Annotated in this window: 20 protein-coding genes and 1 pseudogene; 13 read left to right on the top strand and 8 right to left on the bottom strand. The window is 42.0% G+C overall.

Going from position 1 to position 24230, the window contains the following annotated elements:
* Positions 1-184 precede the first annotated feature (184 nt).
* Complete coding sequence (locus V7K25_RS22850; protein WP_442948109.1) at positions 185-1930, top strand: ShlB/FhaC/HecB family hemolysin secretion/activation protein; 1746 nt, start codon at positions 185-187, stop codon at positions 1928-1930.
* A gap of 526 nt (positions 1931-2456) precedes the next feature.
* Complete coding sequence (locus tag V7K25_RS22845; RefSeq protein WP_335160857.1) at positions 2457-5087, top strand: EAL domain-containing protein; 2631 nt, start codon at positions 2457-2459, stop codon at positions 5085-5087.
* A 5-nt stretch (positions 5088-5092) separates the two neighbouring features.
* Here the strand turns inward: V7K25_RS22845 and V7K25_RS22840 are convergent, their stop codons facing one another.
* On the bottom strand, positions 5093-6061 hold the full coding sequence (locus V7K25_RS22840; RefSeq protein WP_335160855.1) for a glycosyltransferase: 969 nt from the start codon (positions 6059-6061) through the stop codon (positions 5093-5095).
* Between the two features lie 142 nt (positions 6062-6203).
* Entirely contained in the window at positions 6204-7544 is a 1341-nt protein-coding gene (ctpB, locus tag V7K25_RS22835) for a carboxyl-terminal processing protease CtpB (RefSeq protein ID WP_335160853.1), read from the bottom strand.
* A 310-nt stretch (positions 7545-7854) separates the two neighbouring features.
* On the opposite strand from ctpB, the gene V7K25_RS22830 reads away from it, so the two are divergent.
* On the top strand, positions 7855-8553 hold the full coding sequence (locus V7K25_RS22830; protein ID WP_335160851.1) for a YdcF family protein: 699 nt from the start codon (positions 7855-7857) through the stop codon (positions 8551-8553).
* A 121-nt stretch (positions 8554-8674) separates the two neighbouring features.
* Here the strand turns inward: V7K25_RS22830 and V7K25_RS22825 are convergent, their stop codons facing one another.
* Together V7K25_RS22825 and V7K25_RS22820 are read right to left on the bottom strand one after the other, a co-directional pair.
* A complete protein-coding gene (locus V7K25_RS22825) occupies positions 8675-8866 on the bottom strand; it encodes a hypothetical protein (RefSeq protein WP_335160849.1) in 192 nt (63 codons plus the stop codon).
* A 7-nt stretch (positions 8867-8873) separates the two neighbouring features.
* Positions 8874-10076 carry a 3-dehydroquinate synthase gene (locus V7K25_RS22820; RefSeq protein WP_335160847.1) on the bottom strand — a complete coding sequence of 401 codons (1203 nt, stop codon included), beginning with the start codon at positions 10074-10076 and terminating at the stop codon, positions 8874-8876.
* Positions 10077-10549: 473 nt separating this feature from the next.
* Between V7K25_RS22820 and V7K25_RS22815 the strand changes: the two genes are divergently transcribed.
* From V7K25_RS22815 to V7K25_RS22775, 10 genes and pseudogenes are all read left to right on the top strand, one after another.
* Positions 10550-11455, top strand: coding sequence for an EboA family metabolite traffic protein (locus V7K25_RS22815; protein ID WP_335160845.1), 906 nt, complete (start codon positions 10550-10552; stop codon positions 11453-11455).
* Positions 11456-11551: 96 nt separating this feature from the next.
* Positions 11552-12460 (top strand): TatD family hydrolase, encoded by a 909-nt coding sequence (locus tag V7K25_RS22810; RefSeq protein WP_100903103.1) that lies wholly within the window; start codon positions 11552-11554, stop codon positions 12458-12460.
* Positions 12461-12552: 92 nt separating this feature from the next.
* Entirely contained in the window at positions 12553-13485 is a 933-nt protein-coding gene (gene eboC, locus V7K25_RS22805; RefSeq protein ID WP_335160842.1) for a UbiA-like protein EboC, read from the top strand.
* Between the two features lie 142 nt (positions 13486-13627).
* Positions 13628-14851 carry a metabolite traffic protein EboE gene (eboE, locus tag V7K25_RS22800; RefSeq protein ID WP_335160840.1) on the top strand — a complete coding sequence of 408 codons (1224 nt, stop codon included), beginning with the start codon at positions 13628-13630 and terminating at the stop codon, positions 14849-14851.
* A 15-nt stretch (positions 14852-14866) separates the two neighbouring features.
* Positions 14867-16240, top strand: a complete 1374-nt coding sequence (locus V7K25_RS22795; RefSeq protein ID WP_335160838.1) for an alkaline phosphatase family protein — start codon at positions 14867-14869, stop codon at positions 16238-16240.
* Positions 16241-16442: 202 nt separating this feature from the next.
* Positions 16443-17936: a catalase gene (locus tag V7K25_RS22790; protein WP_335160836.1), complete on the top strand. Its 1494-nt coding sequence runs from the start codon at positions 16443-16445 to the stop codon at positions 17934-17936.
* Between the two features lie 88 nt (positions 17937-18024).
* Positions 18025-18240: a hypothetical protein gene (locus V7K25_RS22785; protein WP_335160834.1), complete on the top strand. Its 216-nt coding sequence runs from the start codon at positions 18025-18027 to the stop codon at positions 18238-18240.
* A gap of 237 nt (positions 18241-18477) precedes the next feature.
* Entirely contained in the window at positions 18478-18792 is a 315-nt protein-coding gene (locus V7K25_RS22780) for a type II toxin-antitoxin system VapC family toxin (protein WP_335160889.1), read from the top strand.
* A gap of 46 nt (positions 18793-18838) precedes the next feature.
* Positions 18839-18931, top strand: a pseudogene (locus V7K25_RS31700) (hypothetical protein); the annotation flags it as partial.
* Between the two features lie 24 nt (positions 18932-18955).
* Entirely contained in the window at positions 18956-19132 is a 177-nt protein-coding gene (locus V7K25_RS22775; RefSeq protein ID WP_335160833.1) for a hypothetical protein, read from the top strand.
* Positions 19133-19371: 239 nt separating this feature from the next.
* Here the strand turns inward: V7K25_RS22775 and V7K25_RS22770 are convergent, their stop codons facing one another.
* The 4 genes from V7K25_RS22770 to V7K25_RS22755 form a co-directional block, all read right to left on the bottom strand.
* A complete protein-coding gene (locus V7K25_RS22770) occupies positions 19372-20916 on the bottom strand; it encodes a tetratricopeptide repeat protein (protein ID WP_335160831.1) in 1545 nt (514 codons plus the stop codon).
* Complete coding sequence (locus V7K25_RS22765; RefSeq protein WP_335160829.1) at positions 20910-22358, bottom strand: NB-ARC domain-containing protein; 1449 nt, start codon at positions 22356-22358, stop codon at positions 20910-20912. The genes V7K25_RS22770 and V7K25_RS22765 overlap by 7 nt, the downstream gene beginning before the upstream one ends.
* A 293-nt stretch (positions 22359-22651) precedes the next feature.
* On the bottom strand, positions 22652-23827 hold the full coding sequence (locus tag V7K25_RS22760) for a hypothetical protein (protein WP_335160827.1): 1176 nt from the start codon (positions 23825-23827) through the stop codon (positions 22652-22654).
* Between the two features lie 103 nt (positions 23828-23930).
* A partial coding sequence (locus V7K25_RS22755; RefSeq protein ID WP_335160825.1) for a hypothetical protein occupies positions 23931-24230 on the bottom strand: 300 nt, incomplete at its 5' end.

The raw sequence follows: 24230 nt of genomic DNA, 5'->3' as shown, positions 1-24230 counted from the left end.
AACCAGTTGATTTAGCTTTTAAATTTAAATTTGCCCAAGATATCAACTTTAGTGACAAAAGATGAAGTAAGATTCACATCTGAAACAGTCCTTGAATAATTCCATAGTTTCTAACAAAAAATAGCCCGGTACGATGATTGATAAATATCCTCAAAATCTTATAGTGTCCTGCTTACCACTAAGTATGCTTCTATTACTTGGCAGCATAACTTCTAGTCCAGTGAAAGCTCAAGCTGTTGATACTACACAATTACCAACTAGTAATTTCATCCTGTCACAACAACAACTCCCACTGCCACAGGATGTCCAACCACTCTCACCTTCGCCAGTTCCATCACCTGAACCACCACAGCCACTCCCCCCGCCAGCAGAACTATTTCCACCCTCTGCGCCAACTCCCACACCTGAGGAACCACTCCCTGGTAACTTTCCTCAAACTATTGTTGTTGAACGTTTTGAAGTTCTTGGTAGCACAGTCTTCAGTCCCGAAGAGTTAGCTAAAGCTACTGCTGAATTTACTAAACGACCGATCTCGCTAACTGAAGTATATCAAGCACGTTCTAAAATTACTGATTTATACGTTCAAAATGGTTACATTACTTCTGGTGCCTATATCCCACCTCAAACAATCCAATCTGGTGTTGTAAAAATTCAGGTGGTCGAAGGTAAATTAGAAGATATCCAGGTAACTGGAACTCGGCGGTTGAATCCGAATTATGTCCGTAGCCGACTAGCAATAGCTACATCAGCGCCTCTAAATCGGCAGCGTCTACTAGAGGCACTGCAACTTTTGCAACTTAATCCTTTGATTAAAAACGTGACTGCTGAACTTACCGCAGGATCGCGGACTGGTACGAGTCTTTTGGAAGTCAAGATCAGCGAGGCAAAAACCTTTAGTAGCCCAATAATTCTTGATAATGGGCGATCGCCTAGTGTTGGCAGTTTCCGACGCGGATTACGATTGAATGAAGCCAACTTACTGGGATTTGGAGATAATCTGAGTTTAGGATACACCAACACTGATGGTAGCAACTCCTTGGACGGTAGTTACACATTGCCTCTCAATCCCCGTAACGGGACACTTAGCTTTAACTATGGCACTACATCAAGTAATGTCATTGAACCTGCTTTTAAATCTTTAGATATCGAATCGGCATCTCGCTACTACGAATTGACATTCCGTCAGCCCATAGTCCAAACTCCGACACAAGAATTCGCTCTTGGGTTAACAGCATCCCGACGCGAAAGTGATATCTCGTGGATACTACAGAGAGAAGGGATTTCTCCCTCTATACTTTCGCCTGGTGCTGATGAACAGGGACGCACCAGGGTATCTGCCTTGCGATTTTTTCAAGAATGGACGAGTCGTAACAGCCGTGAAGTCATTGCCCTACGCTCTCAATTCAGTTTGGGTCTAGATGTGTTGAATGCCACGGTTAATCAAGATCGTCCTGATAGCCGTTTTTTTGCTTGGCAAGCGCAAGCGCAGTGGGCACGCCTTTTAGCTCCTCAAACCTTACTTTTACTTCGTTTAAATACGCAACTAGCATCCACAACACTCTTACCCATAGAGCAAATTGGCTTAGGTGGGCTGGATAGCGTTCGGGGATATCGTCAAGATTATCTGCTGACAGATAACGGCACTTTTGTTTCTGCGGAAGTTCAAGTACCGATTCTGCGCTTACCCAAGATAAATAGCACGTTACAGGTTGTCCCCTTTGCGGATTTCGGTGTTGGCTGGAACAGTTCTGGTAGAGAGAACCCCGACCCTAATACTCTAGCTGCTGTTGGTCTAGGGTTGCGTTGGTCACAAGGCGATCGCTTCACCGTTCGTCTTGACTGGGGCATTCCTTTAGTATCTGTTAACTCGAATGATAGAACATTACAAGAAAACGGACTATATTTTAGTTTATTCTATAATCCTTTTTAAAATTTAGGGGTTCATTCTCCTTCCTTTGCCTTCTCTAACATAGGCTGCGCCAATTGGAGTTCCCGCTCCATTAAAGCAACTGGCGTGCGATTTCAAATCCTTAGAATATTTTTCCCTACTGGGATGCCCCCAATTTATTTAATTCCTGCTTTGCTCTAATCTATTTTACAAAATTAATTCCGTAAAACAGAACTATTTGACTGATTAAAAAATAAAAATCAGACGCTTATTTATTTTATTCAGAGTTTTACCATTACTCAGAATAAAAAACCGCAAATATACCAAGTGTTCTATTCAGCGTTTGATTTTATTCTGGGTATCCTAAGAAAGACAAGCTTAGATGATATAGACAAAGGGAGAAAATTTATAAATTATGTATAAATAGAGAAAACAGCTAGAGCTTCTACCGCAAAGCTGAATGCCCTGCTTTTTTAAAAAGGTTAGCCTTAACCTAACGGTATTGGAACTTGTGGGAGTAGGATTATTCAGACTAAGACATAAAAATATGAAAGATTGAGGAACAACCATGCTAGGAAACGAGCGGGAAAAAATACGCCATCTGCTGGTCATTCAAGACCTGCAAGGCCGCCGAACTGTCTCCTTGCAAGAGACGACTTATTCTCTGGGGCGGCATCCCGCAAACACTATTATCTTGTCTTCCCGGTCAGTATCAATGCAACATGCAATTTTATTGCGAGTAACTGTTCCAGAGACTGATCAATATGGCTTTCAGATTATTGATGGTAACTATAAGGGGAAGGGGAGTACTAATGGCTTATTTGTCAATGGCACTAAGTGCTTTTCCCATAATCTTAGAAGTGGAGATGTCATTGCCTTTGGTAGTAATCAAGCTCAAGCTAAATATTATGCTATTTCTAACATTTCAGAACAAGCATTTTCTGAATCTTTTAATGTTGAAGACTTATCTGATTTCTTATCAGAGCAAGGCAGTCCCGCGAATCCTTTTCAAACCTTAGCTCTCGATCCCAGCTTTGAAGTAGCTAGTGAGTCTGCTCTAGCTCGCCTAGCATCCTTCCCTGAACTCATCCCCAATCCAATCATTGAGATGGATTTGGAGGGAAGAGTCACTTATCTTAATCCAGCCGCAGCTCTCAAGTTTCCCAAACTTAGGGAAATTGGAACAAAACACCCGATTTTAACAGGACTTTTGAGTACAAATAATGTAGAAAAAAATTCTTTTGTGCGGGAGGTAGAAGTAGGTACAGAAGTTTTTGAACAATCCGTTCTTTACTTACCTGAAAGTGATCTAATTAGAACTTTTATTATTAGGGATATTACAGAGCAAAAACAAGCCACAGCCGAACTACGTCAGCGCGATCGCTTGCTACAGGCAGTTGCAGAAGCTGCCAATTATTTGCTTGGGGAAATGAATTATGAAACTGGTATTGATGTAGCTCTAGCTGTATTGGGTGAAGCTGCCAAAGCAGATCGTGCCTATCTCTTTCAGAACCATCCCCATCCTGCTACAGGAGAAATAGTAGTCAGCCTGGGGTTTGAATGGACACATCCTTCTATTGAATCTACTTTTGAGCATTGGCAGAATCAGCCTTATCAAGGTTCTGGATTAGCTCGTTGGTACACTGTTCTCTCTAGCGGCAAGTCGATTAGCGGACTAACCCAACAATTTCCTGCTGCCGAACAAGAATTCCTGATTCGAGATGGCATTCAATCCCTTCTCCTGGTACCTCTTTGCTTGGAGAATGAGTTGTGGGGTTACCTTGGCTTGGCAGACTGCACCTTTGAGCGTCATTGGTCAAAGCACGAAGAATCTACCCTTTTGACGATGGCCGCCAGTATTATTGGTGCGCGGCAACGTCAGCAAGTAGAAGAAAAGATTCGCTATCAAGCCCTACATGACATGCTGACAGGGTTGCCCAATCGCCTACTATTTAATGAGTTGCTTAATAAAACTCTCCCCAACGCCACTCGGAATGGTGAAAGTTTAGCTGTGATCTTCCTCGACCTGGATCGCTTCAAGGTGATTAATGACACTTTAGGGCACACTCTGGGAGACCAATTGTTACAAAGCGTTGCTCAAAGATTACAAGGCTCACTTAGAGGCGGAGACACTATAGCCCGTTGGGGAGGTGATGAGTTCACTATCTTACTCCCGCGAGTCAATGATATTGAAGAGGTAACACTGGTAGCGTATAGAATATTACAGGCATTAGAGGATGCTTTCTATCTCCAAGACCATGAACTTTATGTGACTGCCAGCCTCGGTATTGCGTTGCTTGATAACAACAGTCCTGACGCTGAAACACTAATCCAGCACGCAGATGCCGCTTTGTACTACGCCAAGGACAAAGGGCGGAATAACTACCAATTCTATAGTGTTTCTCTCAGTGCTAAAAATCCGGAACTCCTGACTTTAGAAAAGAGCTTGCGCTATGCCCTAGAACGGAATGAATTTACGCTACACTATCAGCCTCGCGTAAACATTGCTACAAAAGAAATTACTGGTATGGAGGCTCTATTGCGTTGGCAGCACCCACAGATGGGATTGGTCGCACCCAGTGTTTTCATTCCCCTGGTCGAAGAAAGTGGATTAATTGTCCCCATCGGCGAATGGGTGCTACGGACAGCCTGTATTCAAAATAAAATCTGGCAAGATGCAGGATTGCCACCCATAACGATCGCTGTTAATCTTTCTCTTAAGCAGTTCCGCCAACCCAAATTGGTGGAGACTATAGCTACAGTTTTAGAAGAAACGGGTCTGGAGGCGCACTTTTTAGAATTAGAAATTATGGAAACTACAGCCATTGAAGATTTAGATTTTACCAGAACGGTGTTAAAGGATCTACAGCAGATGGGTGTTTGTCTCTCCATTGATGACTTTGGTACAGGTCATTCCTCGCTCTCGCGTCTACAGCTTTTGCCACTCCACAATCTGAAAATAGATAAATCTTTTATTCAATATTTGACGCAGGATGTCAAAGTAGCTCATATCATTAAGGCGATAGTTACCTTGGGACACAGCTTGGGATTGAAGTTGATAGCCGAAGGGGTAGAAAAAGAAGAGGAACTGGAGTTCTTGAAATCTATTAATTGTGAGGATGTACAGGGCTATTTATTCTACCGACCACTTTCTGTCCAGAAAGCAACAGAAGTTCTCGAAAGTAAACGACCAACCTAATATTGTTACAGTCGCTCAATTATCTTGGCATTTTCTGGTAACTTGGCGTCTCGTTGACCAGCAGCACGCGCCCTAACAGTGAACAAACCAATGGGAGTATTTAATAAATCTGCAAGGGTGGCTTTACCTGCGATCGCCTTTTTCATATCCCTTGGTATTTCCTTAACTAACCAACGTGCTAAACGATAGCCGCATTCTTTGAGTGTAATATCTCGCATCAAATCTACACCGTACAGTTCGTGCAGATAGCGATTTGAGCGTCCATAGCGCCGCCATTGACTTTGCAGTTCTTGAAGTGTGGCGCGGTGGCGGTGCTGAACGATCGCATTTTGGGCAAATTCCAAACGCCCGATGTTTTGGGCCAAAATCCGCCAGCAAATATCGGCATCGCCACCACTGGTAAGATAGGGACGAAATAAACCCGCTTTTTCTAAGGCAATGCGTCGAATCGCTAAATTAGCCGTTTGACCATAGGGACGAAAGGAATGGTTAAGGGTATGCTTTTGCGACAAAGTTTCTTGACGATCTGCGTGCTGTTCTAGCAGAGTTGTGCCTGGTAGTGCCAAAATTTCACCAGCGACAATTACCACTTCTTTGTTGACAAAAGGCTGAATTAATGCATTTAACCATTGCGGTTGTGGGCGACAATCTGCATCGGTAAAAACAATAATTTCACCCGTAGCGGCGCGAATCCCAGTATTACGAGCAGCATAAGAGCTTTGAATTTGGTTTTCGCTCAATGGGCGGATTGTAATCGGGCAATTTTCGGCAGATGTTTTGAGGATGGTGAGAGTGCGATCGCTACTATTATTGTCCACCAACAAGTACTCTACCCGGTCTTTCGGATAGGTTTGAGACAACAGACAATTGATTAACTCTGGCAAATCTGCCTCACCGTTATAAATAGGAACAACCACCGACACCATTGGGAAAAAACTGGTGGCGGTGGTTGCATCAACTGGCTGATGATTCATAAATCTGAGATTTTAGAGATGAGATTACTAACTAGTATTCCCAATCCAAAATCCTAGAAGGGTATATCAAGCAGTTTTCATAACTCCAAAAATCTGGATTTGGGGATACTACTATATAAACACCTAAAAACAAATCACTCACCTAAAATTTTAAGTTATCGGCGCGGCTCATGGGTCGAGTGGGCTGATTTGCTGGCGGTTGGGCAAAGTTGCGATTTGATAAAATTGCGATCGCCCGGGCATATTGTGGATCGCTCTTAGTTCCAATTAAATCTGGATTAGAAGCCAACTGCCGCTCTTGTGCCTCTGTCAAGTCTAGCTTGATATCTGGAGCAATCCCTTTATGGTTAATATCCGTTCCCGCCGGGGTGTAGTAATGGGCTATGGTAACTGCCAAGCCGGAACCATCTGCGAGTTCATGAACTGACTGCACTAAGGCTTTACCAAAGGTTTGACCACCTACGACTACCGCCCGCTTATTATCCTTAAGTGCGCCTGTGAGGATTTCGCTAGCACTTGCTGAATTACCATCCACTAACACTGCCAAAGGACGATTTGTTAGAGCAGTGCGATTGGCTTTAGTTTCTTCAGTCCCGCCCACACGGTCTACTGTCTTGACAATGCCGCCGTCATTATACCACATCCGGGCAATTTCAATACTCGCCTGTAACAACCCGCCAGGATTTCCTCGCAAATCTAAGACATAAGAATCAACTTTCTTAGTGTTCAAATCGCGGATGGCTCGTTGCATTTGGTCTGCGGCGTGAGCGCTAAATTCCCGCAAACGGATGTAGCCAACACGGCGATTCCCTTCTTGTCTGAGGGTATAACGTACCGTTGGCACTTCAATGCTTGCTCTGGTCAGCTTCACATCAAAGGCAGTTTGCCCCGCCCGTCCCAGCTTTAGCTTGATAGGAGTACCCGCTTTGCCACGAATTAGCTTAGAAGCATCATCCACTTTCATTTTGAGAGTGGGTTTGCCGTCAATTGCCAAAATTTCATCGCCTGCTTTGATCCCGGCTTTCAGTGCTGGAGAATTTTCTATGGCTTCGACAACAGTCAGACGCTGAGTTTTTTCGTTCACTTCCATGCGAATGCCAATACCAGAGACTTCCCCAGATGTTTGGCTAGTCAAGGCTTCAAACTGTTTGGGATCCATGAATCGAGTGTAAGGATCTCCCAACTTTTGTAAAGCTTCGCGGATGGCAGCATAAGCTTCTTCCCGAGAAGAATAGTCTTTGCTCAACAAGCTTTGTCTGGTTGCTTGCCAATCTTGTTGATTAAATTTGCCATCAACATATTCATGATTCACCAGTTGCCATACTTGGTCAACTATCACTTTTGGGCTGTCTTGTAGGGCTAGAGCAGCCCGGACACCACGAGTCCAAGCGGGGCCAAACACAGATATAGTAGCAGTAGTGGCGATCGCTCCACCAATCAAGGCTACTTGGAGCGGCGAGTAACTTTTCGCAGATTGGTTCATGTATATTAGCTGAAATAATTGTGTTATTGACAAGTTTTACAATCAGGCTTTCAACAGATTTTTAAGTTTTTATACCCCAAACTAAGCTCTGCTCCCTTCATCATTTTTATAGTTGAATGATGCCGAAAATACTGCATTCTTAACAACCATTTCTCAGTTTTTTAGCCTTCTCCGGAAGGCTATACTGAACATGTGACACTTTAACCAGCGTCATTTTTGTACTTTTTCATTACTTTTATAAGATAGCATTTTGATCGTCCAATTGCAGTACTGTTAGACTGCCATTAAATCAGCTTTTCATACCTAAGTCATGAAACGTAAATTTACCATCAAATCGTTAATTTCTATTAAAAAATTTTTTGCTAATCTGTGGCAATCGTTACAAAAACTAACTGGTGGATTATATTTTGTTTTGGGCGCTTGGCTGATTTTTACCACTATAACCTTAGTTTTTGCTTCTTCGCAGCCAGTAGATGCCTTTTTTGTGGTTGGTGGGAGTATTCATCGAGAAACCTATGTTGCCCAACAAGCAAAACAATACCCGCAAACGCCAATTTTAATTTCTCATGGTTCCCCAGACCCCTGTATATGGTTAATTTTTCAGGCGGAATTAGCAAGGTTACAAAACGTTTGGTTAGAAAACTGCGCGAATTCTACCTTTGAAAATTTTTATTATGGTATTCCAATTTTGCGACATTGGGGAGTGCATAAAGTCATGTTGATTACTTCGCCAAGTCATTTACCCAGAGCCAAATGGATGGCACAGATTCTCTTGGGCGCTCATGGTATTTGGGTAGAGACAGAGATTGTTGAGGAGTTGGGTGTTCCTGGTAATAGTGAATCTTGGGCCAAAACTGGATTAGATATAACACGCAGCTTATTTTGGGCGATTTTCAGCCAAGTTATTCAACCGCAATGCTCAAATGTAACAAGACTTGCCCAAGTAGATATGCAAGCTTGGGAGCATCAAGGTTTTCATTGTGAACACCAAGTGGGGTTGAGGAGATAACTTACTCGTAATGCGTTCACATGCGAATTATCTTAACTACTTGCTCGGATTCAATGACCTCATATCAAACTCCAACTCGCTTCTTCTGGGTTTAGAAGTGGCTCCTCAGATGCTTGCTAACTCACCAATCCAACTCCCCATCACATTCTTGGCTCGGTGTTGCTAGTCCTTCTTTGATAGATTCTCGCATTCCAGGGATAGATAATAAGTAAAGAGTCTTCTTGGGCAAGCAGAATCGCATTACCGCGATCGCCTTGCAATTTTTTAGAACCACGAAGTAGCGATCGCCTAAAAAATTGGGCGATGCATCCAAAGGAGAATTAATGCAAAACTTCCCAATCTTGCAGCATTAAAATAGCATCTCTATATAAAGACAAATCCACCTGATGAACTTCTATTCCCTGCCCGATTCTTTGTAAAAGAGTGATTGTTAAATTTCCTCCCAAGTGTTCACGGAACTCGGTAAGCCCCCTAAATAGACAATGCGGATGGTCTAGTTGATCTAATTGTTCTGTCAGCGCTGATACATACAAAGTAAAGCCTAATTTCTTGAGCGTAGTTAGAACCCTTTGCCACTCAGATTCTAAGAGTTGCCCTGTTAAATATGAATAGGTCGTATCTAAAGCAATGCCGATTGCTACAGATTCACCATGACGTAGGCTGTAATTAGTTAAATGCTCTAGTTTGTGAGCAGCCCAGTGTCCAAAATCCAAAGGACGCGATGAACCCATTTCAAAGGGGTCGCCGCTACCAGCAATATGCTCTAAGTGCAACTGAGAACAGCGATAGATCAGCCTTTCCATTATGTCCATATCTCGATTAGCCAATTTATCGGCATTAGACATAATGAAATCAAAGAAATCTGCATCTTTAATCAACGCTACTTTCACTGCTTCTGCAATACCCGATCGCCAATCTCGATCGTCAAGGCTAGTAAGAAAATCAAAGTCATTCAAGACAGCATAAGGTGGCATGAATGTACCCAAAAAGTTTTTCTTGCCGAAGGCATTGATTCCGTTCTTTACTCCTACACCCGAATCATTTTGTCCTAATACTGTTGTCGGTACTCGTAGTAGCCGAATTCCTCGGTGAGCTGTTGTTGCTGCGTATCCTGCCATATCTAGAACGGCTCCACCTCCAATTGCTAAGATGTAGGAGTGACGACACAATCCAGCTACATTTATCTGCTGATGAATTTGCTCTATAAATCTAGAATCGTTCTTGACTGCTTCTCCACCCGGAACTACTATCGGCTCACCAGTTAGTGTTAGTACATCTTGATAATACTGAGCGTAAACTGATAATTTTTTTAGCAACCCATCTTGATACTGTAAAAATCCTGCATCTACGACTACTAGCACTTGTTTTGGCGCTGTTTCCCCATCTGCGGCGATCGCTTGTGCGAGTAAAGGATTTTCTAACTGAAACAGACCTCTAGTAAAGTGAACATCATAATTGAAGGTCACGCGAACACATTGGTTAATTGGTTGAAGATTAAGAACGGTTTTTTGTTGAATAGCCATTGGAATCTTACTACTTATTAAGTAAGTGTAAATACATGCAACACTGCAATTGAAATGATAGAAAGTTGGAAAATTAAGTTCTTTAAAAGCTAAAATTTAAAATAATTTAACATCAAAATTAAATAAGAAATATATCGTAATTTTGAAGTTTGTTTACTTTAATTTAAAGCCTTCAAAATTACATCTATTAACAACTTTATTGATTGTCGGAATTTTATATTTAAGATTGTCTATAGATATTATTATTACATTAAATTCTAATTTTATTCCGTAATAAAATTTGATCCTTTATCTAATTGAAATGGTATCTTTACAGTATCTTATTGAAAGTCAAGAGATTTTTATAGATTCAGTGAAGTTATAATCTCAGTAGTATATTAACTAGCTGCTTGAATCACAAAGTATCAAGTTTAGTGCTAGATTTTATACTTGGTTGCCATAAAAAAGTTGGGCAACTTTTCCTGAAATTCATCATGAGTAAAGTAAACGAGTTACTGCATCACTGGCTGTTAAAGTCTGTTTCAGAGAAAGCTTTTGCTTGGCTGGAACAGAAACAGGCACAGATTGCTAACGGTGCTGCTGAGAGAGTATTTTTTACCGCTTTTAGTGGTGTGCCGCGTTATCTAGGTAAAGAGGATTTGCAGCTAACATTCCAGGACTTGGAAGCAGCCCAGGATGTGATTCCTGGTTGGTATCCTGGTCATTGGAGTGTAGATCAAGCAGGTCGTACACTTTTGCTTCTAGCTTTGCCCCATGATGATGCTGAGGGCTATGTGCGAGTCTCCTTTGGAGAGGCTGCGCCAACGCTTGAAAAATTATTCTCCACTGCCGATATGGGGGAGTTAGTTGTCCTTTATCAAAGTTTGTCGTTGTTACCACATCCAGAGTTACATCGCCACCGTGCTGCTGAGGGAATTCGCAGCAATATGAGTAATGTATTTCAAGCGATCGCACTACGTAACCCTTATCCAGCAGATTATTTAGATAATGCTGCTTGGAATCAGATGGTGCTAAAGGCTGTGTTTGTCGGTAGTCCGTTGCATCTAATTTGGGGACTGGATCGGCGTGCTAATCCAGAATTGGCAAGGATGTTAGCAGACTATGCCCATGAACGTTGGGCAGCTAAACGCTCAGTTACGCCAGAACTTTGGCGACCTGTAGGACGGTTTGCGGATAGTGCAATCATCACAGATTTAGAAAAAGTACTGGCTAATGGGGATATACACGAGCAAGAAGCAGCAGCGTTAGCTTGTGCTGAGTCTTCTTTACTCCAAGCACAAGAATTACTTTCCCGTTACCCAGATTTACAGTCATCCATTCAAAAAGGTAATCTGACTTGGAATAATTTTAGCCGCGATGCCTGCGGCGAGCTGCGCTAACGCCTTTTTGTTTACAAATAAAGGGGACTGGGGACTAGGTAAAAATTTTCCAAATACTCAATTCCTCATAAAATTTATTGCTCATTAAATCACACCATGATGTTCATCGATCCTCACATTCACATGTGTTCGCGTACTACTTACGATTACTTAGTAATGCGAGAATATGGCATTGTCGCCGTTATTGAACCAGCCTTTTGGTTAGGACAACCGCGAACGAACGCTGGCACATTCAAAGACTATTTCAGTAGTCTTGTGGGCTGGGAACGGTTTCGTGCTAGTCAATTTGGCATCCAACATTACTGCACAATTGGCCTCAATCCGAAAGAAGCTAACAACGAAGCACTAGCAGCAGAAGTTATAGAACTGCTGCCACTTTATGCTTGTAAAGAAGGTGTTGTTGCCATTGGTGAAATTGGCTACGACGACATGACAGAAGCAGAAGATAAATACTTTTGTCAACAGTTAGCATTAGCCAAAGAACTCGATATGTTGGTGCTAATTCATACCCCTCATCGTAATAAAAAGGCGGGTGCTAGTCGGAGTATGGATCGCTGTATTGAATATGGCTTAGATCCTTCACAAGTAATTATTGATCACAACAACGAGGAAACGGTTGAGGAAGTATTAGGACGGGGTTTTTGGGCAGCTTTTACGATTTATCCACAGACGAAGATGGGTAACGCCAGGATGGTAGAAGTTGTCCGTAAGTATGGACGCGATCGCATTATTGTAGATAGTAGTGCTGATTGGGGTATTAGCGATCCTTTGGCAGTCCCAAAAACGGCTCAGTTGATGTTAGATAGGGGCATTCCTGAAGAACATGTGCGAGCAGTTTGTTATGAAAATGCCCTAGCTGCTTACAGTCAAACTGGGCAGATGCAAGCATCAGACTGGCTCAATCCCCAATCTATTGATCAGCGTCAATTGTTCAATGGCAATTCTGTGTTGCGGGGACAAGAACCAGGAATTAAATCAGTTTCAGATTATGTATTGATTGAGTAAAAAATTGGAAGGGAGGATTGGGCATTGCAAGAGAGATTTTTATCTTAATATGCAGTTTATTTTGAAAAATTACTAGGCAGGGAGGCAGATAAGTGAATGTTGCAAGCTTAAATTTTCAAGGCTGGCGGGGTTATCTTGAATTGATGCGTCCTGCTAATATTGTTACTGCTTGGGCGGATATTCTTGTTGGTTTTGCTGCTTCTGGCTCTGGGATGATTTTTGCTCAAATAATTAATAGAGAAGCAAGTTTTACCATACTAATTCCATTAGCTTGGTTGTTATTAGCTACAACTGGTTTATACGGCGGTGGTGTAGTTTTTAACGATGTTTTTGATGCTGAATTAGATGCAAAAGAGCGACCAAGTAGAGCAATTCCCAGTGGTCGCGTATCTCGTGAAAATGCTACTTTATTGGGGAGTATACTGTTTGCGATTGGTATTATAGCTGCTTTTCAAGTATCGTTGGTGAGTGGTGCGATCGCTATATTTATCACTCTTTCATGCCTATTGTATAACTCACTCGCCAAACATCATCCTTTTTTTGGCCCTTTAAATATGGGTTTGTGTCGTGGCAGTAACTTATTATTAGGCGTAAGTGCCGTACCAGCAATGATAGGAGAACGTTGGTATTTAGCGCTGATTCCTATTATTTACATTGCTGCTATCACCGCAATTAGTCAGGGTGAAGTTCACGGAGGTAAGAAGATTACGGGAGTACTTGCATTACTGCTGATTGCAATAGTTTTAACGGCAGTTTTAACTTTAGGATTATTAGGAGACTATGCAGCGATCGCAGCACTACCATTTGCTGCTTTATTAGCTATCAGAGTTTTGCCTAATTTTATCAAAGCTGCGCGTGAACCAGTCGCCGAAAATATCCGAAATGCCGTGAAAATAGGCGTTTTATCTCTAATAGTTCTAGATGCAACTATTGCATCTGGTTTTGCTGGTTTGTATTACGGTTTATTGATTCTAATTTTGCTGCCATTTTCGATGAAGTTAGCAAAAGTATTTGCCGTTACTTAAATTTGAATGTATATACCCAGTAATACCATGAATTGGCTGTGTGGGCGCATAGATGTGCGCCCATACAACTGAATATATGGCAGGTATTTTGTGAAATAATATAAGCCAAATAAATTACATATACAAGGGATAAAGCTAGAAAATGAAAATTACAAAAAACAATCATCACTTAACTTATTGCAGCAATATTCACCCTGGTGAAAGTTGGCTAGAAGTTTTCGCCAATTTAGAAAAGTATGTTCTCAATCTCAAGTCACGTTTATCGCCAACAGCACCTTTTGGTATTGGTTTAAGATTAGCAGATGCAGCTGCTAAAGAACTGTTACAAAATAATAACTTGGCTCAATTCCAAGGGTGGCTTAGTCAAGAAGATTTATACGTTTTCACCTTAAATGGATTCCCTTATGGCGGATTCCATCGACAGGTAGTAAAAGACCAAGTTTATGCACCAGATTGGTCTACACAAGAACGAGTCCATTATACATTAAACTTGGTACAAATCTTAGCTACTCTATTACCAGAAGAACTTGATGGCGGAATTTCTACGCTGCCATTATCCTATAAACCTTGGTGGCAAAAAGACCAAGCAACTTTCGAGACAGTTCTGAAAAAGAGTTGTTTAAATATAGCATCAGTTGTTATAGAAATGATTCGCATCTACGAAGAAACAGGAAAAATACTCCATATTGATTTAGAACCTGAGCCTGATGGTTTAATTGAAAATACCTCAGAAGTAATTGATTTCTATCAAAATTGGCTATTACCAATTGGTGGTAATTATTTATCAGATAAATTAAATATGGAACAGAGTCTAGCAGAAACTAAATTGCTAGAACACGTTCGGATTTGTTATGATACTTGCCATTTTTCAGTTGAATATGAGGAACCACAATCTGTATTTGCACGTTTCCAATCAGCAGGAATTAAAATTGGCAAAATTCAAATCAGCGCCGCAATTAAAGTAAAAATTCCTGCTGATATTGAAAAGCGTAGTTTGATAGTTGAACGTTTACGTCCTTTTGCTGAATCTACTTATCTTCACCAAGTAATAGAACGTCGCAGTGATGGTACACTCCATCACTATCCTGATTTAATAAATGCATTACCACATTTAGAGCAATCTTTAGCTGAAGAGTGGCGAACTCACTTCCATGTCCCAATTTTTATTCATGATTATCAAATTTTGCAGTCTACGCAAGATGATATTGCTACTGTTTTACATCTACTTCAAACAAACAATGCTTGCTCACATTTAGAAATTGAAACTTACACTTGGGATGTATTACCAGCAGAAATGAAGATAGATTTGCTGACTTCTATTCAACGAGAATATGAGTGGGTATTAAAAGAATTTGCCGCAAATTAAGAGGAGATTAATTTCATGCAGAAAACGGTTGTTCTAAATGTCGTGGGATTAACGCCCAGTTTACTAGGAGAAAACACACCGTTCTTATCTTCTTGGGCGGGTATTGGGCAAGTAGTCCCGATCGCAACAGTTTTACCTGCTGTAACTTGTTCTGTTCAGGCTACTTATTTAACAGGAAAATTGCCTGATGAACATGGAATAGTCGCTAATGGTTGGTACTTCCGCGATGAATGTGAAGTGAAGTTTTGGCGGCAGTCTAATAAACTAGTGCAGGCTCCCAAAGTTTGGGAAATAGCTAAATCAATTGATCCAAACTTCACTTGTGCCAACCTTTTTTGGTGGTACAACATGTATTCTTCAGTAGATTATGCCATTACGCCGCGCCCAATGTATCCCGCAGATGGGAGAAAATTACCTGATATTTATACCCATCCTAGTGATGTGCGATCGCAAATTCAATCTGATTTAGGAAACTTCCCTTTATTCGATTTTTGGGGCCCAAAAACTACCATTAGTTCTAGTCAATGGATTGCCAATTCAGCAAAATGGATTGAGGAACGTTATAGCCCTACATTATCACTAGTTTATCTGCCACATTTAGATTACTGTCTGCAAAAATTTGGTCATGATGAAAAACACATCCAAGCTGATTTGCAAGAAATTGATGCTGTTTGTGGTGATTTAATTGAATATTATCAAGCACGTAATACTCAAGTAATTATTCTTTCTGAGTATGGTATTACCCCAGTTTCCAAAGCAGTGGATATCAACCGCGTATTAAGGGAAAACGGTTTAATTGCTGTGCGGGAAGAATTAGGGCGAGAACTGCTCGATTTTGGTGCTAGCATTGCCTTTGCCGTTGCCGATCATCAAATCGCTCATGTGTATGTGAATGATCCGGCGTACATCCCGAAAGTGCGATCGCTTTTAGAAGCGACTGAAGGCGTAGCCCAGGTATTGGATGAAGAGGGTAAACAAACCTACCATCTCGATCATCCTAGATCGGGGGAGTTGGTAGCGATCGCTCAATCTGACGCTTGGTTTACCTATTATTATTGGCTTGATGATGCGAAAGCGCCTGATTTTGCCAGAACAGTAGATATCCACCGCAAACCTGGTTACGATCCTGTAGAACTTTTCCTCGATCCGCAAATAAAATTTCCTCAAGGAAAAATTGCTCTCAAGTTACTTAAGAAACAACTGGGTTTTCGCTACCTGATGGATGTGATTCCTCTGGATGCTTCCCTGGTGCGTGGCTCTCACGGTAATATCACCACTTCCCCAGATGAAGGGCCTCTATTTATCACCCATCAAACTCACCTAGTTGGTGAACATCAAATTGAGGCGACAGATGTTTGCTCGTTGATTCTCAAACATTTAAATACCTGAAAGGCAGTGTAAAGAAGATATATTGCCTCTGCATCTTACCAAAATACAAAAAAATTTATGGTAATTCATAATCATTTCGAGTATGATTTATAGATAAACTCGTTATGACTATGAATTACATTATTCTATCAGTAGGTATCTATCTACTGACTAAAATGTACTGTGGGCAATCTGAGTAACTTAATGGAGAGCTTCTTTACCGATGACTGAACCCCAAAACTTGACAACTGCTGACGGTATTCCTGTTGCTGATAATCAGAACTCACTCACGGCTGGATCGCGCGGGCCTGTATTAATCCAGGATTTCCACCTTTTAGAAAAGCTGGCTCATTTCAACAGAGAACGTATTCCTGAAAGAGTTGTCCACGCTAAAGGTGCGGCTGCTCACGGCACTTTGACTATTACCAATGACATTACCCGCTACAGTAAAGCCAAACTTTTTTCTGAAATTGGCAAGAAAACGGAACTTCTCTTGCGTTTCTCTACAGTCGGAGGAGAAAAAGGTTCAGCAGATGCCGAGCGCGACCCTAGAGGTTTTTCCCTCAAGTTTTATACTGAGGAGGGTAACTGGGATCTTGTAGGTAACAATACCCCTATTTTCTTCATCCGCGACCCTTTGAAGTTTCCTGATTTTATCCATACCCAAAAGCGCAATCCCCAAACCAATTGCAAAGACCAGAATGCAAAGTGGGATTTTTGGTCACTCAGTCCAGAATCGCTTCACCAGGTGACGATTTTGTTTTCAGATCGGGGAATTCCGAAAACCCATCGAAACATGGATGGCTTTGGTAGCCACACCTTCAGTTTAATTAATGCTGAAGGCGATCGCGTTTGGTGTAAATTTCACTTTAAGACTCTGCAAGGGCATCAAACCTTGACTGAGGAAGAATCAGCCAAGATTAAGGGCGAAGATCCCGATCATGCAACTCACGATTTGTTTGAAGCGATCGCTAACAAAGATTATCCCAAATGGCGGATGTGTATTCAAGTGATGACCGAGGAGCAAGCGGCAAAACATCCTGATAATCCTTTTGACTTGACCAAAGTTTGGAAACAAGGCGAATATCCTTTAATTGAAGTCGGGATATTAGAGCTAAATCGGAACCCAGAGAATTATTTTGCCGAAGTAGAGCAAGCCGCTTTTAGCCCTAGTGCAGTGGTTCCTGGCGTTAGTTTCTCTCCAGACAAAATGCTGCAAGCTCGAATTTTTTCTTACCCAGATGCTCAACGGTATCGCTTGGGTGGTAACTATCAGCAACTACCCGTTAATCAGCCCAAATGTCCAGTAATGCATTATCAGCGAGATGGCTTTATGGCATCGGGGAACAACGGCGGTAGCGTTCCTAACTATGAACCGAATAGTGCTGAGGGTACGCCCAAAGAAAATCCAACTTATGCAGAACCACCTAGTCATTTGGGCGATGTCACAGTTGATCGTTACAGTCATCGTGAAGGAAACGACGATTACACCCAAGCAGGTAATCTCTATCGGTTACTAACTCCTGAACAGCAAGAGCGGCTTGCTAAAAATATTGTCGGTAGTCTCTCTCAAGCAAGGCAGGACATCCAAATGCGTCAACTTTGCCACTTCTTCCGGGCAGATGTTTCTTATGGTAGTCGTGTAGCTGAGGGGTTAGGCATTTCAATCGATCCCTCAATATTTTCTCATAATGCTCAACCTGTAGGTAACTGGTAGCCTTATCCAATTTTGTGGGGTGGGCATCTTGCCCGCCTTAAAGCAAATTCATTTGATTAGCTTACAAAATCAATCGAGGTAATTAAACATGAAATTAACAGCAACAGAAAAAGGCTTATTAATCCCTAAAGAACTATTAGGAGAAAACCAAGAGTTTGAGATTATTCAAGAAAATGGAAAGATTATTATTACTAGCATTAAACAAACATCTTCTATTTGGGATTTAGGTTCAAATCCTGTGGAATGTGACGTAAAAGATGGTGCAATTAACCACGATCGCTATCTCTATAGGACTCATATTTGATTATTGAAATATACGTAGGGTGCGTTACGCCAAAGGCTAACGCACCGCCCAAAGGTTAGGTGCGTTAGCCTTTGGCGTAACGCACCCTACTTACTACTTAGATTTTTTCAGAAATCAAATCATAGTCCTATATAACCCATGAGAAGTATCTACTTTTTAGATACCAGCTATATTTTAGCTCTGGAAATCAAAAATGAAGATGCTCATTAAAAAGTATTACAAAATTGGGCTACTTTAATAAAATCCAAACCTTTTTTAATCACAACAACATACGTTTTTGATGAAATTGTTACTTTTTTTAATAGTCGGAACCTTCATTATAAAGCAGTTGAAGTTGGTAATCGTTTATTAGAAAGTCCTGATATAGAATTAATCGAAATCGATCGAACTCTATTTAATCAGGGATGGGAATATTTTCAAAAGCATAAAGATAAATCGTATTCTCTCACTGATTGTTTATCATTTATCGTTATGCAACAACGAGAGATTGTTACAGCTTTAACCTTAGATAATCATTTTTATCAAGCTGGATTTCAAATTTTACCATCATAAATGAGTTCAGTGGCTCGTTAACGGAGCTAAAAGACTCGTTAACGGAGCTAAAAGACTCGTTAACGGAGCTAAAAGCCTCGTTGACGGAGATAAAAGCCTCGTTAACGGAGCTAAAAGACTCGTCAACGGAGCTAAAAGACTCGTCAACGGAGCTAAAAGACTCGTGAACGGAGATAAAAGACTCGTTGACGGAGATAAAAGCCTCGTTAACGGAGATAAAAGCCTCGTGAACGGAGCTAAAAGACTCGTGAACGGAGCTAAAAGCCTCGTTGACGGAGATAAAAGCCTCGTTAACGGAGATAAAAGCCTCGTTGACGGAGATAAAAGCCTCGTTAAGTAGATAAACAAAAATATTTACAGTTAGTGCGATCGCACCCTTCGCAAAGCATATCGTAGAGAAGTAGTTTTAGGTTGTGCGATCGCATTATTTTGCTTCACTGCATTTGCAATGACATTGTGTAATTAATTATATTGACTACTTATTAGACTAAAATTTGAATCCCAGGCGGGTAATGCAGTCGGCGCAGATTACCTAAATTACTGAAACCAACGCCAGACAAAAGCAACCATTCTCCTGAATCAAGGCTGACGATTCCGCCGCAAGTCTTCCAGATTTCCACGAATGGTTATTGTATTGGGATGATTTGCCCCCAACTGTTGTTCAGCGATCGCCAAAGCTTCGATGTACAAAGGTTCAGCTTCGCTGTACCTTCCCTGTGATTCGTAGAGTCCTGCCAAATTGTTCAGGCTAGTTGCCACATCTGGGTGTTCATCCCCCAGCAGGCGTTTTTTCATTGCCAAAGCTTTGATGTACAAAGGTTCGGCATCGCTGTACCTTTCCTGTGAATCGTAGAGGAGTGCCAAATTGTTCAGGATAGTTGCTACAGAGGGGTGTTCATCCCCCAGCAGGCGTTTTGTCATCGCCAAAGCTTGGATGTACAAAGGTTCGACTTCGCTGTACCTTCCCTGTAAACGATAGAGTTCTGCCAAATTGTTCAGGCTAGTTGCCACAGAGGGGTGTTCATCCCCCAGCAGGCGTTTTCTCATCGCCAAACTTTGGATGTACAAAGGTTCGGCTTCGCTGTACCTTCCCTGTAAACGATAGAGTTCTGCCAAATTGTTCAGGCTAGTTGCCACAGAAGGGTGTTTATCCCCCAGCAGGCTTTTGTCTATCGCCAAACTTTGGATGTACAAAGGTTCGGCTTCGCTATACCTTCCCTGCGATTTGTAGAGTCCTGCCAAATTGTTCAGGCTAGTTGCCACAGAGGGGTGTTCATCCCCCAGCAGGCGTTTTGTCATCGCCAAAGCTTGGATGTACAAAGGTTCGGCTTCGCTGTACCTTCCCTGTAAATCGTAGAGTCCTGCCAAATTATTCAGGCTAGTTGCCACAGAGGGGTGTTCATCCCCCAGCAGGCGTTTTCTCATCGCCAAACTTTGGATGTACAAAGGTTCGGCTTCGCTGTACCTTCCCTGTGAATTGTAGAGTCCTGCCAAATTGTTCAGGCTACTTGCCACATCAGGGTGTTCATCCCCAAAACGTTTTCTAGCGGCTGATAAACTTTGTTTACACCAAGGTAAGGCTTGCTCATAGGCTCCTTGACCTTCGTAAAATCTAGCCAAGCTTACAAAAGGTGAGATTAAATCATCATCACTTAACCAAGCTTGGTAAACTGTGGCAGCTTCCCTAAGGTGAGGAATGGCAAAAGTTGCTTGAGCAATGTCTATCAATGTGGGTGTCTGAGGAATATCCTCTGCTACGGCTACCATTGCTTGACAATAGCCGCGCTTGAGTTCGTCAGCTTCAGCCAAATCTTCTAACTTCTGCTGCAATAATTCCCGAATGCGTTCATGAACTTGGTAGGTGTCCTCTGCCAATTCTTGCAGCAAATAACGCTCAACTAAAATAGTGCAGTTAGCTTTGAGGTCAAATTCCCAATGGCTATAACTTGCTGCTGATTCTACCAAAGACGAAGGGATAGGAGCCAAAGCAAACAAACTCAAAAGACTTGCCAATTTTTGCGCCTCTGGTTCTAAGCTTTGCCAATTCAACTCAAAAGCTGCTGCTACACCAGACTCGCCTGCTGATGTTTGCTTTTGTAGCCGCGCGAGAATGTCTGCTAGCATAATACTCCTCCTCGGTTTTGACTATGCCCCGCTATTTGGTAGAGTGCAATGGGTGAATAACCGATTAATTTACAAATTTCTTTTGCTGTCTCCGTATTTTGTTGAACATATTCATCCCCCAATAGCTTTGCTAATAATTCTAAGGCTCCATCTTCTGACAATCCACCTAACGGCATTGATGGATATACTAACCCTGTATTTATACGAGTGGTAATCAACACCTTAAACCGAGAACCTTTGGGTGGTAGGTAGGGTTGAATTTGCTTCCAGTCTTTGACATCATCAAATATTAATAGAACTTTGCCAGCTTGCCAATTCTTCCAGCAATAAGCAACTTGACCTGCTAGGCTTAATCCATCCGGTGGATTAAAGTTAGGTAAATTCACAACTCCAAACTCTACTAACTGGGTTCCCAAATCAATACCTTGGGGATTTAACCAACAACACCCGCCAGAATAATCTTCCAAATACTGGCATGAGTATTGAATAGCTAACTCTGTTTTACCCACGCCACCTTGTCCAGTCACATCGCTAATTACCACAACATCGTTTGCTTGTAATAGCTCACGTAATTGTTCTATTTGCTCATCCCTGCCAACAAATTTACGAGCTTGACTCTGTTGGATATTATGCGGGATATCAAACGGGTTGAAATGAGATTTTTCAATATCTCCATCCCAACTGCGAGAATAAAAATAAGTCGGCAGTTGTTTTTTATCTAAACTAATAAATTGCTGCTTAACTGCCTCAGTAACTTCTCTCATATTCGGGGGAAAAGTCCCATTAGCTGCGGCTAAAGCCTCCCGCACAGCTTGAGAAAAGTATCCTGTTTTATTTTCCGAATTTACCTTTGCTGTCTCTCCTTCCCGCGTAGCCAGTAACACAAATTGTTGACTATCTTTATGTGGCTGACCACTCAAAAAAGCTTTGCCACCTAAGTTAGTTGGTCTTCCCTTCGACTCTAAAACATAATTGGCACAGGCATCAATAATACAAATATGATTACGAATCTGAAATTTATCGGAACCCAACAAAACTAATAAAGAATTTAAATCTAAATTCTGCCAATTCTGTTTATTCGCATCAGCACAAAGCAATCTTCGCTCTCGTTCTGAGGTAATCAAACCATGTCCCGCCCAAAAAATGTAGAGTAAATCGCCCGACTTTGGGGATAAAAAGTTAGTCACAATGTCGGAGATATTTTGCTCTGTTGCTAACTCTACATTTAACCCACATTCCCCAATTAACTGATGATTTTCTTCCAGCGCTGATAAACATAACCGGATATTCTCTTTCGGTACACCGTGCCGATGCAACCAATGAGCAAATTTCAGCGCGTCATCGGCTGGCCCCCCACCTGGCACGTTCCAACCAGATTCGTGGTATTTTTCAATACCCACAATTAAACCAAATGTTCGCTCAGGTTTCGCCATCAACTGCATGATGACTTAGCCTCTCACGTTATTAGGAATTACGCACAAGAGATCGCCTAACCCCATTAAGAAGGGGGCTTTTAGCGTTCCTCCTACGCTGTACACACAAGTCTGAAGTAGTTTACGAATCTGGTTTTTACCCCACCCTAACCCTCCCCTTATAAAGGGGAGGGAACTAGATTTCCGGCTTCCCCCCTTTCCAAGGGGGGATTGAGGGGGGTAATTCGACTTGTCTGTATACCGTAGCCTTGTATTTGAGAGGTTTTGAGTGGGTTTTTCTAGATACCGTAAAAAGTAAACCATTATGGCAACCTCGAAATAATCGCCTCCCAGGTTGTGGCATTTGTCCAATAAGCACCGTGGGAACGGGGAAATGGTTGTCTACTATCCACTACCACATCCTGCACGCGCTCAGGGAACATTTTATTACCCACGTAACTGAGAAAATCGCGTAAATCGTAGATATTCAACCATTGCGGGAAATGCTCTGGCAATAATTGCCCATATTCTAAGCTGTTGAGGGCGTTAATCTCATATAAAAATGGTGCTTGGGAACCAACTGTTACCAATAATTCCACCTGAGACAACTGCTGCTGCACTAGCAAATCTACACAAGCGATACCTCCCAAACTATGGGCGATTAAAACCACTGGCGGTTCTGCTTGGGCAATTTGTTGCTGGATAAATGCCCTGATTTTTTCACCCCGCGTCTGATACAACAAAATATCACCAGGCATAGGCGAAATTTTATCAGTTAACTCAAGGCGGTTTCCTCTTATATAATTTGTTCCGCCGTGCTGCGCTAGTTCAACAAGTGGCTTTAAGAACCAGCCACCCAATCCTAACTCCGGCTCTCCTAAAGCCAGAGTCAGCAATTCCACAACATCATCCCGAAATTGGGCATCGGTGAGTATGGCGGGAAATTTTTCTTGCTGTTCGCTAATAAACATTGCTTGAGCCACAACTGCTCTAACTATTGGTGTGTAATATTCGCTCAAATCAGATTCGGAAACTGTGAGCAATGCCCGTTGATATGGTTCACTTTGGATAACCACCTCTCGTGCTGGCTCAAATACCTCTGCAATTCCCGCCTCTTGCAACGTAGCTTGCAGTTCCAACGCCGGAGTGAAACTCGCTACACGAGATTGTAAAATATCTCCTGGTTCTTCCCCAAAGGGATTTCCTGACTGAATCGGTTGCAAAGACAACACCCGTAATTCATACAGAGGGTCGCGGTATAATTGCCCCCACAGTACAATCTCTGCGTCTTCTTCTCCTTGAGATAAAGCCAGTGTCGCATTCTCCAAGGGTACTGATGCCCGATTCTGATTGAACGTTGCACCTAATGCACCCCAAAGGCAGGGAGAAACTATGATATCAGGACGTTGGGCGTGAATGTTTTGCTCAATTATCTGAAAAGTTTCGTTGTATTCTCGTTCTCTAATGCCAGTGCCATGTACAAAGATTACGGTGGTCAAGTCGCTTTGCTCCAATTAAAAATTAAAAATTATTAATTAAAAATTGCAAGATGCTCTCTACAAGACGCTGCGCGAACATGGGAGAGGTTTCCTCCTGCCCCCTTCATTCACTTAGTTTATTAAAAACTTCTAAAATCTGTCGGCAAATTTGTTTGAGCTTATCCTCGATTTCACTAGAAGGTGAAGATGCGCCGACAACATTCCAGTTTTCTACCGTAGAAAGTCGCCACGCTTCGCCGCGATGATCGAATCCAGCTACCTCCACGCCGATCGCACGGCGGGAATTATTGATGGGATCTTGATAAAATCGGATTTGAATTAAAATACTGCGACTTCGCCAAGATTTGCTGATACCAGGAAAGTGAAAGCCAATATCTATAGAATCTGGATCGACTAACTCCCT

Origin of the sequence: Nostoc sp., assembly GCF_036919495.1 — a bacterium.
GTDB lineage: Bacteria > Cyanobacteriota > Cyanobacteriia > Cyanobacteriales > Nostocaceae > Nostoc.
Note: the sequence above shows the minus strand (reverse complement) of the source record. Positions and strands in the feature narration are given on the sequence as shown.